The 15,090-nt window shown below is 33.4% G+C and carries 10 protein-coding genes; 2 read left to right on the plus strand and 8 right to left on the minus strand.

Features of this window, described 5'->3' with window-relative positions; translation table 11 throughout:
- Positions 1–338 precede the first annotated feature (338 nt).
- Positions 339–662, plus strand: coding sequence for a hypothetical protein (locus QO190_RS06260; RefSeq protein WP_371461552.1), 324 nt, complete (start codon positions 339–341; stop codon positions 660–662).
- Between the two features lie 62 nt (positions 663–724).
- Here the strand turns inward: QO190_RS06260 and QO190_RS06265 are convergent, their stop codons facing one another.
- The 3 genes from QO190_RS06265 to QO190_RS06275 all read right to left on the minus strand — a co-directional run bounded on the left by QO190_RS06265 (position 725) and on the right by QO190_RS06275 (position 6,646).
- The gene (locus QO190_RS06265; protein ID WP_371461553.1) at positions 725–2,035 is read right to left on the minus strand and encodes a RagB/SusD family nutrient uptake outer membrane protein; all 1,311 of its coding nucleotides are present in this window, start codon (positions 2,033–2,035) and stop codon (positions 725–727) included.
- 74 nt (positions 2,036–2,109) lie between these two features.
- Positions 2,110–5,319, minus strand: coding sequence for a SusC/RagA family TonB-linked outer membrane protein (locus QO190_RS06270; RefSeq protein ID WP_371461554.1), 3,210 nt, complete (start codon positions 5,317–5,319; stop codon positions 2,110–2,112).
- 34 nt (positions 5,320–5,353) lie between these two features.
- Positions 5,354–6,646, minus strand: a complete 1,293-nt coding sequence (locus QO190_RS06275) for a TlpA family protein disulfide reductase (RefSeq protein WP_371461556.1) — start codon at positions 6,644–6,646, stop codon at positions 5,354–5,356.
- A 620-nt stretch (positions 6,647–7,266) separates the two neighbouring features.
- Between QO190_RS06275 and QO190_RS06280 the strand changes: the two genes are divergently transcribed.
- The gene (locus QO190_RS06280; RefSeq protein WP_069798777.1) at positions 7,267–7,563 is read left to right on the plus strand and encodes a hypothetical protein; all 297 of its coding nucleotides are present in this window, start codon (positions 7,267–7,269) and stop codon (positions 7,561–7,563) included.
- Positions 7,564–7,791: 228 nt separating this feature from the next.
- Here the strand turns inward: QO190_RS06280 and QO190_RS06285 are convergent, their stop codons facing one another.
- The 5 genes from QO190_RS06285 to QO190_RS06305 all read right to left on the minus strand — a co-directional run bounded on the left by QO190_RS06285 (position 7,792) and on the right by QO190_RS06305 (position 14,968).
- On the minus strand, positions 7,792–8,898 hold the full coding sequence (locus tag QO190_RS06285) for a hypothetical protein (protein WP_371461557.1): 1,107 nt from the start codon (positions 8,896–8,898) through the stop codon (positions 7,792–7,794).
- Positions 8,895–11,024, minus strand: a complete 2,130-nt coding sequence (locus tag QO190_RS06290; RefSeq protein WP_371461558.1) for an ATP-binding protein — start codon at positions 11,022–11,024, stop codon at positions 8,895–8,897. Before QO190_RS06290 ends, QO190_RS06285 begins: the two co-directional genes overlap by 4 nt.
- Positions 11,021–12,250 carry a DNA cytosine methyltransferase gene (locus QO190_RS06295; RefSeq protein ID WP_371461559.1) on the minus strand — a complete coding sequence of 410 codons (1,230 nt, stop codon included), beginning with the start codon at positions 12,248–12,250 and terminating at the stop codon, positions 11,021–11,023. The genes QO190_RS06290 and QO190_RS06295 overlap by 4 nt, the downstream gene beginning before the upstream one ends.
- A 681-nt stretch (positions 12,251–12,931) precedes the next feature.
- Positions 12,932–14,320 (minus strand): RNA-binding domain-containing protein, encoded by a 1,389-nt coding sequence (locus QO190_RS06300; RefSeq protein WP_371461560.1) that lies wholly within the window; start codon positions 14,318–14,320, stop codon positions 12,932–12,934.
- The gene (locus QO190_RS06305; RefSeq protein ID WP_371461561.1) at positions 14,321–14,968 is read right to left on the minus strand and encodes a hypothetical protein; all 648 of its coding nucleotides are present in this window, start codon (positions 14,966–14,968) and stop codon (positions 14,321–14,323) included.
- Positions 14,969–15,090: the final 122 nt, after the last annotated feature.

Below are 15,090 nucleotides of genomic sequence, written 5' to 3' on the forward strand. Positions count from 1 at the left end.
TTGATTTTTTGTTGTCCTAATTTATAAATTGAGACGTCCTAATTCATGAATTAGGACAACAAGTATTTTTATTATAAGTGATAAGCTGATACATTTGGTATGTTCTTAGGAATTATAGCAAGCTTGCTTGTGAGAGAGTTACCATAGTGACGACTTCGGAAGTTGACGATTGAAATCTGTATTATGTATCATCTTAAAATTAGACCGTCGAAAGCGGTTTAATCATCCGAGAATTTAAATGTATTTATTAACAACCATTTGTTTGAGAATACTCATTCTCAAACAGGTTTCTAAAGTTTTTAAGGGAATCTTTTTTGATGTATAAAAAGACCAGTATCATGAACATTCAATCATTTTTAAAAACCAATGCTTTAGCTATTATGGCACTCATATTTGCAGGAAGCCTTATGTCATTTAAATTAGCTGAAAACAATACAGCAGACCAAAATTTCTACTACATTAGTGAAGATATGAGCGAAGGAGCTTTTCACGATGTAAACAATTGGACAACTGCTGAATCAGGAAGCACAGGATGTGTTACTTCAGGAGAAAGACCGTGTAAAGTAATTGTACCAGACGGAAGTTCTCTTAGCACTGTTCTTGGTTCTAAAACCAATGCTCAGGTATTAGACATCTCTATTCAGAGAAAATTAGAACCTTAGGTTTCAATTTCTTTAAAAATGTTAGGGTGGGAAAATATTTCCACCCTAATTTTTTTAATTTTTTATCTTGGATTCTGAGGCATTCCTGTTTGTTTGATAATATCCTCTGGAATGGCAATCGCATAACGAGGGTCATTGGGAGGCAGTGCATAAGTCTGGCCACCTATTGTTCTGGTAAGGGTTATTGCGCCTCCATCACGGTTATAGCGTTTGATATCTGCCCAACGGAGTCCTCTAAACAAAAGTTCCTTTTTTCTTTCCTCTTTGATGATTCGCAAAGCAACTTCTTTCGTACTTGCTGTAAAAGGAATAAAAGTTCCTGTCTTCCATCTCTTCACTAAAAGTTCATTTAATTTAGACATTGCATTGCTCACCTCATTGAGTTGAGCATAACTTTCAGCTGCTATCAAATAAAGTTCGTCTTTAGCCAATACAGATGAACGTTGTGAGGTGCCTGTATAGTTTCCTTTGAACAAAATTTGTCCACTGGCATTTGTTCTGAAAAATGCCGTTTTCCTCAAGTCATTGGTATCATAAGATTGATATAAAGACGATGGAATTTTTGCTGTATTACTAGACAAAATAGGAGAATAACCAATAGTCGTTGGTAGCAGCACTTCAATATTCATTTCTTTTATTGGATAAGAGCTCGAGGTAGTCAGTGTATTAAAATCCAACAATTGTCCATTAATTGCTAATGCCTCATTCGCATACTTCAAAGCATTGGAATACTCTCCCATATACAAATAAGTCCTTGCCAATAATCCTAATGCTGTTGCTTTTGATGCTCTGGTTACTGCGATTTGTTTTTCAGGTAAGAGCGAAACTGCGGTATGCAAATCTTCCAATATCTGTTGATAGGTTTCTTGTAAGGTAGCTCTAACAGACTTCTGGTTAACATCAGGATTTAAACGAAGCGGTAGCCCCAAATCGGTATTAGCAGTATTTTTATTGAATGCTACACACCAAATTTGTGCTGCTTCCAAATAAATAGATGCTCTTATGGCTAAAGCCTGACCTTTTACATTCTCCGTATTGCTGATTTCATATTGCTCAAGATTATTGAGAACGGTATTGCAAATATTGATTCTAAAATAGCAACTCCCCCAATCGTTTCCTGTGGCTCTAGCTACTAAATTAGGTTGCCAAGTATAGAGACGCTTATCTGCTTCGTAGCTGACTCCATTATAATCACTATCGGTAATATAAATCTCATCGGATGAGATTTGTCCACTGATGCTATTGCTAGACAACACATTGGCTATTCGGTCTAAAAGAGCTTGATTATCTTTTAGCGTTTCTGGAACCACTAACTTTGTGTCTGATTTTTCATCTAAAAAATCTGAACATGCCGTATTTAAAAGTAAAAACACGAGTCCTACTAATCGTATTATTTTATTATTTATCATCTTATTTTTTATTTAATGATTTATGATTCAAGGAATATTTAAAATTGAGCACGAAGCCCAAATGAATAGGTCGTCACTGGTTTTAAGGAATAAGTTCCCCAGTTGTAATCAGGGTCTATTCCCGATTTATTGGCTTTCCAGAGCATTCCTAAATTGCTAACAGAACAATATATGTGTAAACTTTTCATCGAAATGCCTTTCAGTTGGGTATTGTTGAATTGATACCCTACATTGATGTACTGCAATCGGATATGGTCTCCTTTTTCTACCAATATCGAGGAACCGTTATAGAAAGCATCTCTTGCAGAATTGGAGGTATATGAATTTGCTGGAACATGTGTCATGAGTTCATCACCAGGTTTCTGCCATCTGTACTCATAATCGCTGTGACCATCTCTACTGCTGATAAGATTGGTATAATTAATAGAACTTCTTCTGAACCAATACCCGAATTTATAGGTGATGCCTATATCCAAGTTCAATTGCATATAACTCAATGAATTGATAAAAGAACCAAAACTGGTAGGGATGGCAGAACCAAAATATTGTAAATCTTCAATTCCTCTATCTGAGGAGGTGATTTCTGAATATTGCTGACTAATTTCACCATTAAGGTAACCTCTCGGTGCTCCTGTTTCGGGGTCAAGCCCAGCCCATTTATATGCAAAAACAGAATACACAGGCAGTCCAATAACTCCTGATATGGGAGCGGTAGAACCTGATTGGGTAACAAAATCACTGGCAAAAGTAGTAGGAAGATAATAATCGGTTACTTCATCTTTATAGGTGCTGAAATTGATAATACTGTTCCATTTGAATGCTTTATCAATATTCTTAGTATTGAGCACCACATCTATCCCGTTGCCTTTCATTCCTGCCACATTCCATAGCATGGTAGTGACTCCAGTCGTATAATCGATAGGAGCTAGCCCAAAAAGGTTGCTTCCTTTTTTGTTGTAAAATTCTAGCGAACCCGTTATACGATTGTTTTTTGTAGCAAAATCAATTCCAACATTAATCATTCTCATCATCTCCCAGCGCAATTGGGGATTAAAATACTGGTCTATTCTTGCCATCGGTTCACCTGTATAAACAGATACATCAGGGTCATAGGCAACAGTGGTCACCGCAACCATTGCTGGGTCTATATTTCCGTTGAAACCATAAGAGCCTCTTAACTTGATACTAGGAAGCCATTTTACCTTATAAAAGTCTTCATTGGATATATTCCATGCTAAACCTGCTGACCAAAACGGATTCCACTGGTCATTGGTGGTAAGCCCGAAAAGATTGCTGGCATCTCTTCTCATACTTCCTGATACGACATATTTCTTATCAAAAGTATAGGCAGCATTGGCAAAAAAGGATAAAAAATTCAGATGGGTTTCCCTCAATGACATATTTTTTTCGATAAAATTATTATCTCCTGTCACAAAATGAGGATATGGACGGGTATAGTCTACAACCCCAACAGACCTATCATACGAATTATAACCATAATAGCGATTATTCTCATAATTGGTAACTGTTTCTCTTATTTCTCCTCCTGCTAATGCTGAGATACTATGTTTCCCAAAATTCTTATTGTAATTGAGTTGTCCTCTAAAGTTATTAATGGAAGTTTGACTATTTCCTTGAGTTAGAATTCCTCCCTTAGGAATGATGAACTTAATGCTTCCATCTTGATTTTTCTGGGCGAAACTGTTAATTAAATATCTTCCATTATAACTTTGCTCATCATATAGGGTTGAACTTTGCCCATTCACTCGCTGATACTGATATTTCACATCTGCTTCTAATCCTTTAAACAATTTGTAATTAATACCAGTATTGATGATGATTTCATAGGTATTATTCTTTGAAACATTATGCTGCCAATCGGTAATGGGATAGTAATTCCAGTCTAATAATCCGCTTCCTTGTAAACTATTTTTATAATTTTGGTCAAAAATAGAGTTGACGACTAGAGGATTACCTTGTTCATCTGCAAATTCTAGATAAGGAATTTTCCAATTCCCTTTTATCGTCACCGAATTATATGCACTTCTTCCACTTTTAGAACTGGTATTGGTAAAATAAACTCCCGTAGTTATGGTTACCTTTTCAAATGGGCGCCATGTGGTCTGAAATCTGGTATTTAATCTTTGGTACTTTTCTTCAAGGTTTCCGATATTATCATCATAACCTATGAATGACGTCCACGCTAATTGAGGGGTACCTCCAGATAAATTAAGTGCGTATTGCTTGTTTTCCATCGGCAGATACATATATTTTCTGTACTGGTCTCGTACATCTATTGCACGCAAACGGTCAATCTGTTTTATAGCTTCATCTTGCGTAATTATTCCTTGCCTTTCTTTATTCAACAAATCTACTACTGAGGTGAGTACAGGATGATTGGGTGAGTTGATATCACTGTCATAGTAGCCTTTTTTAAAAAGCTCCATTTCTACATCTATAAAATCTGTGCTTCTCATTTGACGGCTATATCCCAAATCAGGTCTTGAACTCACAGTGGTATTTGCGGTAAATTCTAAGGAGAATGGCTGATTGAATTTTGAGTTTTTTGTGGTAATGACAATGACACCATTGGCGGCTCTTGCTCCCCAAATGCTAGATGCGGCGGCATCTTTCAGTACGGTAATATTTTCTACCATATTGGGATTGATACGGCTTAAATCTCCTTCATAAGGGAAATTATCCAGAATAATCAAAGGGCTTTTAGGACCTTTTAAAGTACTCAGTCCTCTTATCATCAGTTGACCATTATCACTCAATCCTTTACTTTCGGTTAATCCGCTCATAATGGAGGTAAGTCTGTCCATGATATTGGTACTCACCTGCTGTTGCAAAAGTTTTCCATCTGCTGATGAGAAAGAACCCGTTGCTCTTTCTTTAGGAATTTTTTGGTATCCGTTAGATAGTACTACTTCCTGTATTTCTTTTACATTCAATGATAAATACAATACAAGTGGTTTTTGCACAGGAAGTTTTAGGCTTTGTTCTCGGCTGTTGTACTCTTCACCAGATAGATGTAGGGTTACAACTTTTGAATTGTTTCCACTTATGGAAAGTACAAAACGTCCTTCCCCATCTGTAAAAGTGGTGGTTTTTGTTTGAGGAATTCCTACACGGATTCCAACAAGGGGTTTCTCTGTTGAAGCATCTAGCACTACTCCACTTATCTTTTGTTGTGCCATTATTCCTATGCTGCAACAGAACACAGGTAAAATCAAAATTTTCTTCATGTTTTTTTAATTTGTTCTTTTGTTGTTGATGGTATTATTTGTCTTTAATCACAAGCATCAAGATTGCTCGTTCTTCCTCTTCCAATGCGAGGTCATATTGGGCTAATTCTTTCTGAAGAGTTTTAATGTCATTTACATTTGAAAAGCGCAAGTCTACTTTTCCTTTATATCCTGTTTCATCAATGACAGGTAGAGCGGTGATATTCTTGTTAACATTAAGTGCTGAGAGCATATAATCCAAAGTAGCGTTTTGCAACACCGATGGTGTTTTTAGAAATTTATTTACAAAAACACCTCCTTTTGTGGCGATTTTATCTTTTCCAGAAGTGCGTTTCAGTACAAGGCATTGAGTTACTATTTTCTCTAAACTTACTGTGTAAGGCGTATTTTCATTGATAAAACGGAGCATTTTGCTGTACAAGGAATCTGCTTGGCTTTTTGGAACTATAAAATCTATGCTGTATAATTTGGCGTCGGTTTCTTTACTGGTGATATTGGTATTGAAATCTATATTTTCAGGTTGTTGAATGGTATTTAACATTCGTTTTTCACTTAAAACATCCCCTCTTTGCTCAAAAAGTTCATAACCTATTGCTCTATATATTTCTAAAAGAGATTTGTTCGTGAACTGTCTGCCGTAGGTCTTGCCTTTATCCCTATGAAACCATGTTCCAAAATCTAATGCTCTGATTCTGCCTTTTGAAAGAAAAGCAAAGGATTGCAATTCTGTTTCCTTTTCGGTATCGTAATTTTCAGAAAGCATGAGTGGTCGGGTTTTATCGATTTGAGTCACCGTCTGTAATGAGGATTTCTTGTTTCCGAGTATTTCTGAAATCGAAGTTTCTGTTACCTGTTCTGCATCTGTGGTATTGAGTAGTTTACCATCTTTGATCCATACGATATAGGGCACGCCTTTATGTGGGAACAGCTGATGTAGGATTTTATCCCCTGCTACAGAAACCACTTGTTTATAGCGCTGACCGTTTTTAGTGGCAAAGAATTTTTCTAGGGTTGGGCGGTCTTGGTTGCTGACTGGGATAATTTTTATTTTGTCGGCAAATTGTTTTTGGAGTTCTTCCATTTTCGGAAAGTTGGCCAAGCAACTGCTGCACCATGTGTTCCAAAAGTCAAGAAGAATGAGCTTTTCTTTATCCTGATTAAGAGTCATGGTTTTCTGTGAATGGTTGACCAATTGTAAGGGAGTAGACCATACACTTTCTGGAAGTGCTTCTCCTATAGTAAGAGATTTGTTCTGTGATAAGCCTGTGGTGAAGGCTAGTAAGGTTAAAAATAGGGACAAGAATGCCCTGCAAAAAATATTTTTCATATTTTTGTTAAGGTTTAATTTATTAGACTTTGCTCTTTCCTGCGTAGCGTCAACTTTTGCGGAAAGGGCTTTTTTAATTGAGTTTTTCTATGGTTTGTGGTTTTGTGGACTGTCTGTTTCTTGGTTTTAGGTTTTTAATTGACCTCTAAGAGAGGAAGAATACCAAAGGATAGCCTCCCTCTGCAAAGTGGTCTGAATTTAATATGAATGATGAAATGTCCCGTGAAAGCTAATAAGCCGCAATGGTGCGCTGCCATTGTATCCGTCTATTTGATACTGTATTTTGAAAAGCGGCTTAGAAAAATGTAGATGATGCGGACGGCATAAAAGAAAACGGCATGGGACTCTACATTATCCGATTCGGGGCCCTGGTAAGCCTGTACACAGATAAGAGAGCCCACGCCTAGGTCGTGAGCTTTTTACTTATCCTCTCGTGTACTAAAAATTACCAGTTTTCGAATCGAGATTCTAAGCAATAGCTTCTAATATTTTGTTGAAGTATCGCAAAATTACATATACAATGTAATTTTTACAAATATAATTATTTTTTTCAAATCATTCGCTTTAGCGAACAGTATTTTTTATTTAAATCTTTTCATTTGATAAAGATTTGTTTAAAAATGGAAGGCAAGGAAATTTTAAATAAAAAAAATTCACTCGTTAATAAACACTTGTGTAACTTTATTGAAAGTAAATTTCTAAGAGAATATCATGATCAAAATGGAAAAATCATTTCACAAAATGAATATGCCAAACTTTGTGGAATAACATCATCAACTATTTCAAAAATAAAACTTCCTGAGGGTTATAATATTCCTTTGTCAACAATCTATAACATATTAAGACATGAAAGATATTCTTTAGAAAAATTTTTCAAAGAATTTGAAGATGAAAAAGGAATAAATATTCCAGATTAATTTGATCAGAATTTAATCTCTATCAATTAATAATTCTATATTTTATAATAAATCTAATCTATTTATTAACTTCCATATAATATCGCTCAGAACATTGTTCTAAAACTTCATTTGTTTCCTTTAAATCTTTTGAAAGAAAATAAATCCATATAGAAAGGACTATTACAATAACGGAAGAGACAAAGCTGTATTTTTTCTGTGCGTTGGCAGAGCGTAAAAAAAACTAACTTATAATCTGTCAATTACATAGTCCGAATCAATATCAGGGTAGCCAATTCGGTTGTAATATCGAATAAAACTAGCTATCATTCCCTCAGCGAAAGGATTGTCTAGTTTCGCTAATCTTATAAAATCTTTTAAGTCACCATATTCAACCATTTCTTTACTTTGAAAGTCAATGACTCTATTTTCAATAAATGGAGTTTGAGGCAGAAAAAAATATCTATCAGACTTCCCAGATGTAATTAATTTAGATAATTTAATTTTATTATCATTGTTTTTGTTACCACAGTACGCAACAAACTCACTTGTATCGGATAATAATTCTGCTTTTGCTAATAATATCTTACCAACTTTTCTACCTAAACTTTCTCCTTTTTTGCCAAATCTTTCTACAAAATCACAGCTCGGAGTTAATACTATAAAAATTTCATTCTCTTTTTGAAGTATTTCACCACATTCATATTCTCTGTCTATGTCTGTAGGATACAAATAAAATTCCATTGGATGAACTTTATCTTTTTGAAGTTCACTATTTCCTATAATTTCAGATATTCGTTCTTTTGAAAGAGAATTTCCAAATTTTCTGAGCATTAAATAACCTAATGAAAAATCATTATGTTCGGGTGTAAATTTATCTCTTTGTTTATGTATAATATCCCAAAAATATGTTTTAAGCTCGTGTTCGATGTAAAGATGTAGATTTTCTTTTACAAAAGGTAAATTAAATTTAATCAAACGTTCTATTTCATTTTTTAATCCTTTAATCCCATCATCACCTTTTGTAACAATACCAACTATCTGTGATTTAAGCTCTTCAACATTCTTTGTATTCCCAGAATAAAATATTACGGGAACGAAGCTATGAGACTGAACTTGTTCAAGTATTTTTAAGCCTATCTGTTCTCCTCCATCATCAGGTTTCCCTTTAAATAAATCAAGAATTATTATATGGTAGTTATTTTTAACTATAATATCAAAAGCATTATCGAAAGAATCGACAGTATCAATTTTTAATATGTAATCTCCAATTATTTCATCGGATAAAATTTCAGTTAATCCATCTCTGTTTTCTTTATCGTCTTCGACATAAAGTAATCTTAATTCTTTACTCATATTCTATATCTAAAGGTTATTTTAAAAGTAGCTCCATCCAAAGGTCCGTTGTTAACTAACATAAATTCTCCATTATACTCAGAGATCAATTCTCCAATCATTGCAAGTCCTAGTCCTATACCATCTGGTTTAGTACTAAAATAAGGGTCAAAAATATCTGCCTCAGTACCATCTTTTATACCAGGTCCACTGTCACTGAAAATTACAGATAGTTCGGATGAATCCGATCTATCAACCTCTACTTTAATATTTCTTTCAGTCTCTATATTTTCAAGCCAGTATATTGAATTCTGAATCAGATTCATAAATATAATACCTAGTTCAGCTTCATCCATTGTGACAACATTTCTGGTCTTTGAAACGGAATAAGAAATATTCAGTTTTTCCAAATCGATGTGAGAAAGTAAAAACTGATTATTTATAACCTCTTCTAAAACTATAGCTTTGGGACGGCCTCTTCTTCTACCACCAAATGGTTCTATTCTACGGAATAACTGAGCGAAATCTTTTCTTAAGCTTTGTATATTGTTTATGTGTTCTGATATTTTCTCTTTGTTGATTTCGGCTTTCTTCATTTCTTTTGTCAAAATGGTTGCCTGCATATCAATTTTATTCAGATAATTTCCCCCATCGTGAACAACAGCATCTATCAATTGTCCTAAAGTAGTTAATCTTCTATATCTTGAAATTACATCCTGAACTTTAGTGATGCTTTCTTTAATTTCAACATCCTTTTTTTCAACAGCTTCAATAATCTGTTTGTTTTCAGGGATTTTCTCTTTTACAAGAGTTGAAATAGAGCTAAGTGAAAACTTCTCAAATAAGCTTTGCTGTGAAATATTCTGTTTGTCATTTTCACGAGGACGTTCGCTGTATCTTCTTTGTTCTACCTCATTTAAAATAAGCTTGATCAGCTCTTTTAAATCCTCTAATGCCTGTCCTTCAACAATTCCTTCCCGATTACTCTGATCCTTTAATAGAGGATTTGAATCCAAACCTATAGAAATATAACCTACAATCTGATTATTACTTAACCTCAAGGTAGGATTATTTACCCTGCGTATATCAAGTCTTGCCCAGTCATTATTCTTGTTTCCATAAGGTAAAACTCTTACATTATCACGATAAATGCTAATACCAGATAAATCATCTAAATCCTTTTTTACATTCTTAACAGTTGAGTTGACTTCTTTTGATAGCTTTGTTAAGTCATCTCTGTTCCATATTCTAAATTCAAAACTGAACTCACCTGTTAAAGATGTTCTTGGTGGGTCCTTCAATAAAAATTCTTTATCCGAAAAAGATAGAGTTTCTTCGCTACCAATATTTTTACTGAAAAATGTAATTTTTTTTGGTCTTCCGTATTCAGAAACAGTTCCTTTTATATAATAATCTGGTTTATTTAATGTTCCCGGTCTTTCAATAGTTCCATCCAGAGTTTTATCCAGTCCCTTAGGAATACTGAGACTGATCAGAAAGTCTTCAGTCGGTACAATTGGATTTAATAATCTTGATAGTGTTACTCTTAATTCTCTGATTTTATCTTCATCCCAATCATTATTTAAATCAATTAACTTTAATATTGTACCTTTTTTCTTTATTTCTTTTGCTTCTCTTATTTCCCACTCAACCTGAATTTTTTCAAGATATTTTTCCTCATCTGAAAAATCATCCCAATTAAAGTTTACTACAATTTCTTCATTACTATTTTCCTGCTTTGTTATCAATTCTAATTTTGATGCTAATTTTGCAGAAGCAAAACGACCTATTCCTTTTTCTCCTGTAAATTTTCTTTGAGTATTCTGATTTTCTCCTTTCTTTTTAAAGTTTGTTGCAGGTTCCATCCAGGCAGATTCAATGGTTTGAAAATCCATTCCTTTACCTTCATCATAAATTACTATAGAGGCATTATTTCGGTCTATATACCTCTTGTTTTTTTTACCCTCTTGTTTTTCTTTTACATTCCCTTTAAATGTAATCTCTACAATAGGTGATTCTGCATCGTAACTGTTCTTTACTAATTCAATAACAGCTACATTATCATTACTAATAAGTTCTTCTCCTATTGTTTTTATAATTCTAGCTCTTGGCTTAAATATAAAATTTCCTTTCTGAGGTTTATTCATAACAACATTTCTTTAATTTTTTCGGCTATTCTTTCAGCCATTAATGGAGGAACCGCATTTCCAATCTGTTTAAAAGCCGCCGTTCTGCTTGATTCAAAGAAATAATCATCTGGAAAAGACTGTATTCTAGCAGCTTCACGCACGGTAATCGAACGGTTTTGTTTGATATCAGGATGAATGTAATAATGTCCGTCTGCACAAATATGCGCGACTACAGTATGTGAAACGCCTTTGTGATTCACCACCTGAAAACGATTGGTAAAAGTTTTGGTGTTGTTATGTTTTATCAATCTTGGTGGAAGTTCTGCATAATTTAGGCGTTTTCCTTCGTTAATCCATTTTTCTACCGCAATTTTGTATATTTCTAAATCGTTCTCATTGTTGAAACGGGAAATGTGTTGTGTCGTGAAATCAATGCCGTTTCTGATTCCCGATTTTTCTAAATACTCATTGGCTTTACTTGCATATTTAGAAACCCCCCAATTTCCTTGTCCACTTTTTATTTTAGGTAAATCTGCAAAAAGATGTTTGGCAATCTCATATTCCATTTCTGATTTATCAAACTCTGGATATCCAATCTCCAAATCAATTTTCCAACCAATAATAATTACTCTTTTACGGTCTTGCAATACACCAAAATCTTTGGCATTCAAGACTTTTTTATCGAGTTCATATCCTGCATCTCTAACAGCATCAAATATTAATTGTAAATAATGACCGTTATTAGCTGAAAGAATACCAGGAACGTTTTCAAAAACAAACATTTTTGGTTTGTACTTTTTCAAAAATTCCACATAATGTTTGTATAGATGATTTCTAGGGTCATCATCCATATTTTTTCTAGCTCTTCCAGCTACAGAATATGCTTGACATGGAGGACCTCCTATGACTATATCTACATCTTTTTTTTGGAGTTCTTGGTCAATAATATTAAAAATCTGAGGCAATGTTTCAGGTGAAATTTCTTTGTTAATAACCGAACTAATTAAATGTTGTGGAATTTTAGACCATAATTCATCACGTGTTATTTCCCCTTTTAAATATTCATAATATTCATTTACTCTACCTTTCTCTTTTAAGTAGTGAAATGCAGTTCTTGTTTTAAGAGTATTACAAGCGTCTGGATTCATTTCAACATGAGCAATTGGATTAAAACCAGCTCTTATAAAGCCTTCTGATAAGCCACCCGCACCAGCAAATAAATCTATAAAATTATATTTTTTCATTATTAAATAAATAGCTATTCATATGGAAATTTGTTCGGTTTAAAATTAACTCTAAAATATAATATCTAATTCATTATTAGATGTATTTTTTCAACAAATTTTATCCTTAGAAAAATGAAATAATTTTTAATCTAAGCTCATAATAATTAGTTTCTTACAAAATTAATAAAAGTTATCTAATAAAATTACAGAAAACCATAAAATAGTTAAAAATCATAAAACCCCATCATTTTTCTCCCAATCAAGTTAGGGTCAAGTTCTACTCAAGTTTTAGGTTTGTTCGTGGTTTGTTCGTAATTTATGGTACTTTTCCGAGGCTGATTATAAAGAAACACGAAAAAATCACTAGCTAACACGAAGGAAAACCCAAATAATGGCCGATTTTGATACATAACAGAGAAGACTTTCTTTAGAAATGACTTCATTTAAATAGGCTTATATTAAAGTCACTTTCTTATCCATACTTTGTTTACTATCAACTACACATTGTGTAGTGTTTTGCGAATAAAATATTTGTTAAGTTTTGGCAGTAAATTGAATTTATTGCCGAAAGTTAAATTTTTTTCAATGTCGATATAAGATTTTATATTATAGTAATATCTCACCCTCATTAGCAAAGTCTAAAATTAATTATTTCTTCTTTTAATTTAAATGCATTTCTGTTTTTGCTACCCACTTTTTCTACCCACCCTGAGGTGAGATATAGTTGAGTTTCCAATTACCGCCTTTATCACTTCCTTCTCTTTCAAGCAGTCCCAATTCTTTTAGAACGTTTAAGTTATTATCTATAGCAGAAGCACTTATACCCACTTCTTGTTCTAATTCTCTTTTAGTTACTCTATTATTTGCATGAACTTCTCTAAGAATTTTAACTCTGTTATTGGTTAGTTTTTCTGCCCATCTTTCTACCCACTTTTCAAAATCAAAAGGTCTTCTAAATATTACTGTAAACATTCCCTCCATTGTAAATTCAGGAGGCGTGAGTCCTGCTTCTATCATTAAGTCTCTCATTCTTACAATACCAGAACCTATCTGTTCCACCATTCTAATTCTCTCAAATAGCCCAAAGATAAGAGGGTTTCTGCTTAAACTTCTTTTTCCAAATTCGTTTCTTGGAATACCACTTACCAAACCACCTGGATTGGATATTTCAACCCTATCTGTGAACAATTCAATAGTTATTCTTGCTCCTTTTTCATAATAATCTCTATGAGCTAAAGCATTGATAATAGCCTCTCTAAAAACTGTTTCAGGAATTTCCCATATTTCTTTTCTTGGCTGAGAACCTACTCCTTCAATGTCATAGCGGACATCTAGCTTTCCTTTTAGCCACTCCATTGTCTGAAGAAACTGCTGATACAATGTCCCCTGCATTAATTTATCATCAATTATAAATCTTTTGTCTGTGCCTTCAAACGCAATACATCTTACTACCGCTTTTTCAAAAAATTGTTCGGGATTCTGAGCGAAAAACAATACAGCTCCATTTTTCAGAAAAGTATCTTTGGTATAAAGTTTTAAATTATTGAAAATCTGCTCATCAGCAATAGTACCATTAAATCCTGCTAATTCTCTGAACTGTCTGATGTTTTCTTCCGGAATATCTTTGGCAATATCAATTGCTTTGCACGGAGCTTCATCGAAATAAATGCGATCAGCCTGCTGAAAAAAATCTCTCATTTCTTCCACGGTTGTCAGTTTTTGAGAATTTGGACCTTGACGAACATATATTGCTCCCGAAAGAACATAAGGTTTATTATCTCCAGACGGAACTTCTATTACTATAATTTCCTTTCCTTCAACTTCTGCTGTATAAATCTCACAATGAAGTGTGGGAGAAATTTCTCCAATAGAATTTTGTAATGCAGAACGTTTTGCATTATCAAAAGTTACTCCCTGAACTGTGTTTTTATCATCAACACCTATTAAAAGCGTACCTCCCGCAGCATTTGCAAAAGCACATACTTCTTCTGTAACTTCTTTAATTTTAGAAGGAAAATTTACTTTGAATTCGGCATTATATCCTTCTCCTGAAGCAATGATAGATTTTAGTTCAATTTCTGTCAGCATCTATATTAATTCTTTTGGTTTTAGTTGTAGTGTCAATATATCTTCTGTTCTAAAAAGCTCAGAACAATTCTCTAAAGAATCTATTTGAATTTTAACTGGTTCTATTTTTTCGTTTTTCAAAAAAAATCTAAATTCTTTCTGATATTCAAATTCTAACGGCTTTTCGAATAAGGAAACTTCTCTACATATTTTTTCCTTATCATAATAATCTACAAATCCGTGATTGTACGAATATCCTAGATTGTGGAGTGTTTTTTCCATTTTGTTAATAAAAGATTTGGGATCAATTACAAAACAATGGGAACCAAATCCATTCAATCTTTCATCTATTTTAAAATCCTGATAATTCCGGAATCCTTTATCTGAAATTGCATATAAAGAATAGATATTCCCTAATATTTCTTTGAATGATTTTCTTAAATGGACTTTTTCAAATCTGAACTCCTGTTCACTTTGCTTAATTTTAAATGTTCCAGGAAGTGAATTAATAACTTCAGAAACACCCTCATATTTATCACCTCTTAGCTCTCCATCCTCAATATTTCTAAAATATTGAATTGTATTTAGAAATACTGTTCCATTATTATATAAATCTATAATATTTTTTTCACTCCCAAATTTTATAAATGCTTTTATATTATAATTCATAACTAAACAATTACCTACCCAAATTATTGAAATTATTATCTACCTCTTCCCTTTCTGGAAAAACAAGCTTGTACGCTCAGTTCTCGTTGAATATTTTAACGAAGTCAAAGTTTGGATTAGTT

The organism is Cloacibacterium sp. Arc13 (assembly GCF_041431305.1).
GTDB lineage: Bacteria > Bacteroidota > Bacteroidia > Flavobacteriales > Weeksellaceae > Cloacibacterium > Cloacibacterium caeni_B.

Excerpts from the sequence above, each read along its gene's own strand:
- QO190_RS06280 (WP_069798777.1), top strand. The coding sequence starts at position 7,267 with ATGGAAGGCAAGGAAATTTTAAATAAAAAAAATTCACTCGTTAATAAA.
- QO190_RS06305 (WP_371461561.1), bottom strand. The coding sequence starts at position 14,968 with ATGAATTATAATATAAAAGCATTTATAAAATTTGGGAGTGAAAAAAAT.
- QO190_RS06270 (WP_371461554.1), bottom strand. The coding sequence starts at position 5,319 with ATGAAGAAAATTTTGATTTTACCTGTGTTCTGTTGCAGCATAGGAATA.
- QO190_RS06285 (WP_371461557.1), bottom strand. The coding sequence starts at position 8,898 with ATGAGTAAAGAATTAAGATTACTTTATGTCGAAGACGATAAAGAAAAC.
- QO190_RS06275 (WP_371461556.1), bottom strand. The coding sequence starts at position 6,646 with ATGAAAAATATTTTTTGCAGGGCATTCTTGTCCCTATTTTTAACCTTA.
- QO190_RS06260 (WP_371461552.1), top strand. The coding sequence starts at position 339 with ATGAACATTCAATCATTTTTAAAAACCAATGCTTTAGCTATTATGGCA.
- QO190_RS06300 (WP_371461560.1), bottom strand. The coding sequence starts at position 14,320 with ATGCTGACAGAAATTGAACTAAAATCTATCATTGCTTCAGGAGAAGGA.
- QO190_RS06295 (WP_371461559.1), bottom strand. The coding sequence starts at position 12,250 with ATGAAAAAATATAATTTTATAGATTTATTTGCTGGTGCGGGTGGCTTA.
- QO190_RS06290 (WP_371461558.1), bottom strand. The coding sequence starts at position 11,024 with ATGAATAAACCTCAGAAAGGAAATTTTATATTTAAGCCAAGAGCTAGA.